This is a genomic window from Desulfobaculum sp., from assembly GCF_054921475.1.
Window position 1 is genome coordinate 1 of sequence record NZ_JBUDSW010000183.1, and the last position, 7541, is coordinate 7541.

The window sequence follows — 7541 nt, forward strand, 5'->3', positions numbered from 1 at the left end:
CGCCGCCATAGAAACAGGCACCGCCACCGCGCCAGAGCCTAACGCGAGGCTGGGCCCACAAGTCCGTCACCGCGCCGCGCAGAGCGCCAGCCCGCGCCCACGCCGTGACGACATATCCGTCCTTCCGGGCGGCGGGGCTTTGGCCCTGCCGCCCTTTTGCATGCCTTACCTGCCGATGTCCGTATTCACGCGGTAGGCCCGCGCCCACGGCGCGCGGTCCACCACCAAGGTGAAATACGGCTCAAAGGCCGCCGGATCATCAAGAAGCATCTTCGCCATGAGTGAGCGGCGCGCCTCGCCATCCATGACCAGAATCTCCCCGCTGAGTTCGTTAGCCACAATGCGCACCCTGCCGCCCGAGTGCCACTGGTACTGGTGAAAGCTCCCGTCCCGGCGGATGAAATCCATGGTCGCAAGGGGCACAACGCCAATGCCGTCAATGTGCGCCCGCCCCTTTTCCAAATCAAAGCTCGTGCCCTGCAAAAGCCGCTTGGACGACCCGCCGCCCGCCGCGCCGGAGTCGAGCTTCCAGTGCCCGAAACGCGTTATCCATGTAGCGATGCGCAGGTTCTCCCATCCCACGGTCAAAAACTGCTGCCGCCCGGTCACGGGCCACTCCCGGCGCTCCCGCGCGAGGGACTCCACAAACGCCTGCGCCTTTTCCGCGCCCATCTGCGCAAGGCCCGCCACAGGATCAAATGGCGCGACAGGAAGCCGCAAGGCTTGCGGAGACGGCGGTGCATCGTCCCCGGCCGCCTGCGCCTGCCGCTCGCGCTCGGCCGCCATGTAGCGCATAAACTGCCACGCCTGGAGAGGCGAAGGCGTGCTGTGCACCTTGCCAAGGGTGTAGAGCACGTTGCCGTCCTGCCGCGCGCCGTCGCCCAGCGTGTCGCGCTCCGCGTAGTACTGCGCCGCGTAGCCAAAGTCCCACCACTGCCACAGCACAGCATCGGGCTGGGCCAGCCGCCCTACGTCGTCGAGGGTTGCCGCGTACTGCGGCGTCACCACAGGCACGGGGTCAAAGGCGTCCACATTCATCACTGTGGGCAGACTGACCACACACAACAGCCCCGCCTGAAACACCCAGTGCGTGCGCGCCGAATCACGGTACCGCACCACCAGCCACGACACGATGTACGCCAGCCCAAGGCCGACAATAACGCCGGAATACATGGTAAAGCGCGTCCCCAGCCAGCCGCCGACCACGCCAAGGGCCAGCATGGGCGACAGCATCAGCGCGGCAGGACGGCGCCACGCAAGGGCCAGATACCCCGCAATGCCCACGGCGCTCATGACCCAATTGCCGCTCATAAAGCGTAAAACAGCATCCGGGGCGGGGCGCGTGGCCTCGCGCACGCTGGAGATGACCGACGGCAAATTCAAATCGCCCCACGCCTGACGCACAGCCTCATCAGCAGGCCCAAGGCCCAGATATTTGGTCAGAATAATCCCTATGGTCGCCACATCGCCCTGCCGGACCAGAACAAGCGCGGCAAGGGCGGCTACGCCAAGGACCGCAGTCAGGCTCACGCGCCAGCGCCACCCGGCCTCCGGACGCGCCCGGGCCGCGCCGGCCAGCGCCGCCCCCACCATCCATCCAACCGGACCAGCCAGCCACGACGCCAAGGTCAGGGCGACGACAAAGAGACTATCCCCCCACAGGCCCCGCCGCGCCGCCACAAGGGCCAACCCGCCGCACACGCCGCACAGGCCTAGGGCAATCACAAAGCCGGAGCCGTAAAACCACGTGTACAGCCAAAGCAGCGCGCCAAGGCCCACCGCCCCGGCTGGCGCCGTACGCCGATGCTCCCACAGCCCGCGCTCTGCGTCTGCGGCGTCAGCGTCCGTAGGCGCAGACGCATCGGCCCCGCCACACCGCCACGCGCCGCGCATAAAGGGCGTCAAAAGGACATAAAACCACGCCGTTGCCATCAGGGGAAAAAATAGGGTCAGAATGTCCGTGTCGCAGAACCCGACACGTGTGCGGATGAAAAAACCGGGACACGCCACGGCCAGAAATCCGGCGGCAAGTCCCGCGGCGGGGTGCACCAGCCGCGCGGCCAAAAAGGCGGCAGGAAGCGCGGCAAGGGCGGCCACAAACGGCGGCATCCAGAACGCTATGTCGCCAAGGGCAATGCCCGTGGCCCCATGCATCCACCCCAGCAACAGGCTGAGCGGTTGTCCGGCCAGACGGCTGGTGCCCTTGGCCCCGGCCATCCATGCGTAGGCGTCGTGCGTACCCACAATGGCCTCGCCGCCAACGCGCAGGTCCGCGCGCAGCCACGCCGGAACTTCCGCCATGTGCAGCAGCACGGCCACGGCAGAGGCCACCACAAAGGCCACCCAAACGCCCCAACACTCTCCAGCCGATGTCACCTGCCCGTCAACGCCGTGTCGTGCACATGTCATGATTCACCCGTTTTGCTGGATGGTTGCACAATTGCCGCGCGCGCATTAGACTTCCCGGATTCCCGACTGCGCCGCACCGGCGCCGGGACACGACGCGCACAAGGACGCACCCGAAATATGCCCAGAGAAGACCTGCTTCGCGATATGTACGCCGCCATGCTCACCGCCCTTGGCCCCAGCCACTGGTGGCCAGCCACAACGCCCTTTGAGGTGGCGGTGGGCGCCATACTCACGCAAAACACCAACTGGCGGAACGTGGAAAAAGCCATCGGCAACCTGAAAGCCGCCGGAATGCTGTCGCCGGAGGGCATCCGCGACGCCCACCCCGATGAGCTGGCAGAATGCATTCGCCCGTCCGGGTATTTTCGCATGAAGGCCAATCGTCTTAAGGATTTCGTTGCCTTCCTCGGCGAAGAATGCGACATGGCCCTCACCCAGCTGCGCGCCCTGCCGCTCGGCCCCGCGCGCGAGGCACTGCTTGGCGTACGCGGCATCGGCCCCGAAACGGCGGACAGCATACTGCTCTACGCGCTCGAAAAGCCGAGTTTTGTAGTAGATGCTTATACCAGACGCATACTTACACGTCACGCACTTCTTCCAGAAGACGTACTCTACGACGAAATGCGCGACTTTTTCATGGATGTTCTGGACCCGGACGTCCCCTTGTACAATGAGTTTCACGCGCTGCTCGTTCGCGTTGCGGCCACATACTGCCTCAAAAACACGCAGCACTGCACGGAGTGCCCTCTTGCCCCGTTCCTGCCATAGCCGTCCCGCCTTCACGCTTGTCCTCGCCCTTGGGCTGGCCGTCGCCGCACTCTGCGCCGCCGCGTCCGCACGGGCCGAGGGCCGCTCGGACGCCCTGCGCCAATCCATCCGGCAGGAATCCAAGCGCGCCGAACAGGGCCGCCGGACAGTCGATTCTCTGACATCCAAGGAGCGCCGCCTCAACACAGACCTTGCCAAGATTGAGGCCGACCTTGCCACCCTGCGAAAGCGCATTGCCAAACGAGAGGACAGCCGTGCCGCACTGGACGACAAGCGCGCGGACCTGCTGCACAGGCAGGAGGGTGTGGAGGCTGAAAAGGCCCGCACCCGGCGTCAGCTCTCGCGTTTGGTGAATGCGCTGTGGCCGTTGCGCGTGCGCGCCAAGCAGGGCCGCTCTGCGTCCGACCCGGCATGGGCGGCCACGGACCGCCGCTTTGCATGGGGGGCCGCGCTTTACTCCCGTGTGCAGGCCGCCCTGCGTGAACTGGACGAACAGGACCAGAAATTGCAGAAGCTTGCGACGCAGCACCGCGCCCTGCGCGCCGAGGCGGAAGAGCGCATCGACGCCATCAACGCCGACAAGGACGACCTTGTGCAGCGCCGCCTCAGCTTCGTGCAGCGCCTGCGCAAGGTCCGCACCCGCCGCATCAGCGAGGAACAAGCCCTGTCGCAGATTTTGTCCGTCATCGACGACATGAACTACCGCCTCAAGGCGCTGTCCGAAACGGGCATCAAGCGGCGCAAGGGCACGCTGCACATGCCGGTTTCCGGCAAGCGGTTCACTCCGCGCCAAGGCTCCGGCTCGCGCCTGACCATGGCGCCCGGACGCCGGGGCATCAGTTTTCATACCGTTGACGGCGCGTCGGTCAACGCCGTGTTTGCCGGGCGCGTTGTGCACAGCGACATCCTGCGCGGGTATGGCCGGGTGGTCATCCTGTCGCATGGTGACAAATATTATTCCCTCTACGCCTTTCTGTCGGAAAGCAACGTCATCCGTGGCGACACGGTAAAAGAGGGACAGACTATTGGCTGGACCGGTCCCTACCCCGCTGCGGATGGGCCCGGACTCTATTTTGAATTGCGTTTTGGGCAAAAAGCAATTAATCCTGATGAGTGGCTGACAGCCCTCAGATGACGGGCGGCGTCATGCTGACCGTCTGCTGCCGCAATGTCAGGCACAGGTCCGGTCAGGGCCGTTCCATCATACTCTAGCCGGAGGCTTACATGCGTTTAACCGTCTGGTTCTTCACAGCAATCCTGCTCCTCTCCATGTCTGTGTCCACAGGCATCACCAAGCCCGTGGGCGAGGACCTCTACGGCCCGCTCAAGCGGTTCAGTCAGGCCATGGACATGATCGAGCGTCAATACGTGCGCGACGTCTCGCGCGATGAGCTCATCAACGGAGCCATCAGGGGCATGCTGCAAGACCTCGACCCCCACTCCACGTTCATGACGGCAGATGAATTCAAGGAGATGCGCATCGGCACCTCCGGCGAGTTCAGCGGCATCGGCATTGAAATTTCGCTCCGCAACGGCCGCCTGACCGTCATCTCCCCCATCGAGGACACCCCAGCGTACAAGGCCGGCCTCAAGGCCGGGGACACCATCCTTGAAATCGACGGTGAAACCACGCAGGACATCACGCTCATCGAAGCCGTGCGCCGCATCCGTGGCCCCAAAGGCTCCGAGATTGTGCTCACCATCCTGCACAAGGACGCCACCGCCCCCGAAAAAATCAGCATCAACCGCGACACCATCCCCATCATTGGTGCCAAGGGCGAAGTGCTGGAGGACGGCTACCTCTACCTGCGCCTGACCCGCTTCCACGAGCACACCACGCAGGAAATGCGCCAGCTCATCAATGAATACAGCTCCAAGCACAAGCTGGAAGGCATCGTGCTGGACCTGCGCAACAACCCCGGCGGTCTGCTGGATCAGGCCGTGTCCGTGGCGGACACCTTCCTGTCCGATGGCAACGTGGTCTACATTCAGGGCCGCAACCCCAAGAACCGCAAGGACTTCAACGCACGCAAGTCCTCCAAGGACATTACCGTGCCCATGGTTGTGCTCATCAACGCCGGCTCCGCCTCCGCTTCGGAAATTGTGGCCGGCGCACTGCAGGACCACAACCGCGCCCTGCTCATCGGCGAGCGCACCTTTGGCAAAGCCACGGTGCAGAGCGTTATCCCGCTGTCCGACGGCTCCGGCATCAAGCTGACCACGGCGCTGTACTACACCCCCAGCGGTCGCTCCATTCAGGCCGAGGGCATTGTCCCCGACCTGATTTATCCCTTTGAGCCCCCGCGCGAGAAGGCCGACACCGGCCTGCACATGATTCGGGAAAAGGACCTGCAGGGCCACATTGAAAACGCCACGCACGCAGAAGGTGCCGCCGCCGGTGGAGCCACCGAGGAAGCCCTCGAAATGCTCTCCCGCGACAACCAGCTGCGTCTGGCGCTCCAGCTTGTCAAAAAGCTGCCTGACCTGAAGGCCATTAAATAGCGCGTACGCGCGCCCCAGAAGACATCACTACCTCAGCGCCGGACCCTCGTGTCCGGCGCTGCCATATGGGCATGACCGAAGAGACCACGAACGAGACCACTCGACTGACGCTGCGCCCCGCCTACCTTGTGGGCGTCACCATTGTCCTGCTTGTTGCCGTCTGCATCACGCTGTTCTTTCTTGCGGACAGCGGCGGCAATTCCGAAGTGCGGCAACCCGTTGCCGCAACCACCCAAACCGCTCCCCCACCGCCCGCCGAGGGCGGCGCACCGCCGCAGGGCGCAGCCCAAGGCGCCAGCCCCGCACAAGACCCCGCCGCCATTGCCGAGGACGACGAAGGCCAATACCACGGCTACGAGGAAAGCCTCGGCGCGCCGCTGGAACGCCTTGTCCGCAAGGTGGACTTTGCGCTCATGGAGAGCCTTATCCTCACGGGCTACGGTCCGGGGCATCTGGAATTTACGGAAATCAGCCTGCGCCGCTTCCACGGCGAGGCCTACCACTATCAGGCGCTGACCATTGAACTGGACAGCAAGCCGCAACGCTTCATCACCACACTGGAGCGCGCCCTTGCCAAATGGGCGCCGGTGAGCAAGCTGGTCCGCGAGCACGACGAATCCGGCACGCAACACGCCACCGTCATGCTCATGGGCCGCCCGACGCATACCCTGACCTTTACGATGACGCCCGCCAAAAGCCCGGAGGACCTCTCCGAAGGCAAGCTGGCCATCGTCATCGACGACATGGGGCAAAGCGCCAACTATGCGAAGAAGTTGGCCCAGCTGCCCTATCCCGTCACCTTCTCCATCCTGCCGCACATGGCCCGCGCCACACAGGTGGCCCGCATCGCGCATGAGGCGGGGCTGGATATTCTGCTGCACCTGCCCATGGAGCCAAAGGGCTACCCCGGCGTCCGTCCCGGTCCCGGCGCGCTCTTTACCACCATGGACAAGCGGCAGATTCTGGCCACACTGCACGATGACCTCAGGCAAGTGCCCGAGGCTATCGGCGTCAATAATCACATGGGTTCGAAGTTTACGCAGGACACGGCCGGAATGGCCACCGTCATGGGTGAACTGCACAATAAGGGGATGTTCTTCCTCGACAGCCTGACCACGCCGGGAAGCGTGGCCATGCAGGAAGGACGCAATGCCGGACTGGCGCTGTACAAGCGCAACATATTCCTGGACAATATCCGGGACGTACGCTCCATCCGGCGACAATTGGAAAAGGCGCAGCGCCTTGCGGCGTCGCGGGGGCAGGCCATAGCCATCGGCCATCCCTACCCCGAAACGCTCAAAGCGCTGCAGGAATGGGGACAGCGCACCAACCGCACCGCGCGCATGGTGCCGCTGACCGCCTTACAACCTATTCGCTAGAGGAAGGGAACCCATGAAGCGAATCGTACCACTCGTCTTGACCGCGCTGCTGCTTGCGGCTTTGCCGCCGTCGCCAACCTTTGCCCGGACGTTCTCCGTCTCCGTCAGCCAGTTTGTGGAGCATCCTGCTCTGGACGCCGTGCTGGCGGGCTTTCAGGACGCCTTGAAGGAACAGGGCGTTGATGTCGACTACAGCGTGCACAATGCACAGGCGAACATGGGCACGGCAAACCAGATTGCCCAGACCATCGCCGGTGAGCGCCCGGACCTCGTGCTGGCCATCGCAACACCCAGCGCGCAGACCTGCGCCCAAATCATCAAAAAAGCGCCGCACATGGCCAACGTGCCGCTCATCTTCGCGGCCGTGACGGACCCGCAGGGGTCCGGCCTTGTGCCCAACCTTGAAACGCCCGGCGCCAACATCACCGGCGTGTCCGACTTAACGCCCGTGGACAAGCACCTTGGGCTGATGCTCGAAATTCA

General features: G+C 64.1%; 6 protein-coding genes. 5 read left to right on the forward strand and 1 reads right to left on the reverse strand.

Translation table 11 applies throughout. The features are described from left to right. Positions 1 to 165: 165 nt before the first annotated feature. On the reverse strand, positions 166 to 2409 hold the full coding sequence (locus ACY69P_RS11795) for an STT3 domain-containing protein (protein WP_462327610.1): 2244 nt from the start codon (positions 2407 to 2409) through the stop codon (positions 166 to 168). A 117-nt stretch (positions 2410 to 2526) separates the two neighbouring features. Between ACY69P_RS11795 and ACY69P_RS11800 the strand changes: the two genes are divergently transcribed. The 5 genes from ACY69P_RS11800 to ACY69P_RS11820 all read left to right on the forward strand — a co-directional run. Continuing rightward, positions 2527 to 3177, forward strand: coding sequence for an endonuclease III domain-containing protein (locus tag ACY69P_RS11800; RefSeq protein WP_462327611.1), 651 nt, complete (start codon positions 2527 to 2529; stop codon positions 3175 to 3177). Next, on the forward strand, positions 3158 to 4312 hold the full coding sequence (locus tag ACY69P_RS11805; RefSeq protein WP_462327612.1) for a murein hydrolase activator EnvC family protein: 1155 nt from the start codon (positions 3158 to 3160) through the stop codon (positions 4310 to 4312). Before ACY69P_RS11800 ends, ACY69P_RS11805 begins: the two co-directional genes overlap by 20 nt. An 89-nt stretch (positions 4313 to 4401) precedes the next feature. Then, positions 4402 to 5679: a S41 family peptidase gene (locus ACY69P_RS11810; protein WP_462327613.1), complete on the forward strand. Its 1278-nt coding sequence runs from the start codon at positions 4402 to 4404 to the stop codon at positions 5677 to 5679. A gap of 65 nt (positions 5680 to 5744) precedes the next feature. Beyond that, entirely contained in the window at positions 5745 to 7058 is a 1314-nt protein-coding gene (locus tag ACY69P_RS11815) for a divergent polysaccharide deacetylase family protein (protein WP_462327614.1), read from the forward strand. Between the two features lie 13 nt (positions 7059 to 7071). After that, positions 7072 to 7541: ABC transporter substrate-binding protein (locus ACY69P_RS11820; protein ID WP_462327615.1), on the forward strand; the 470-nt coding region annotated here is incomplete at its 3' end.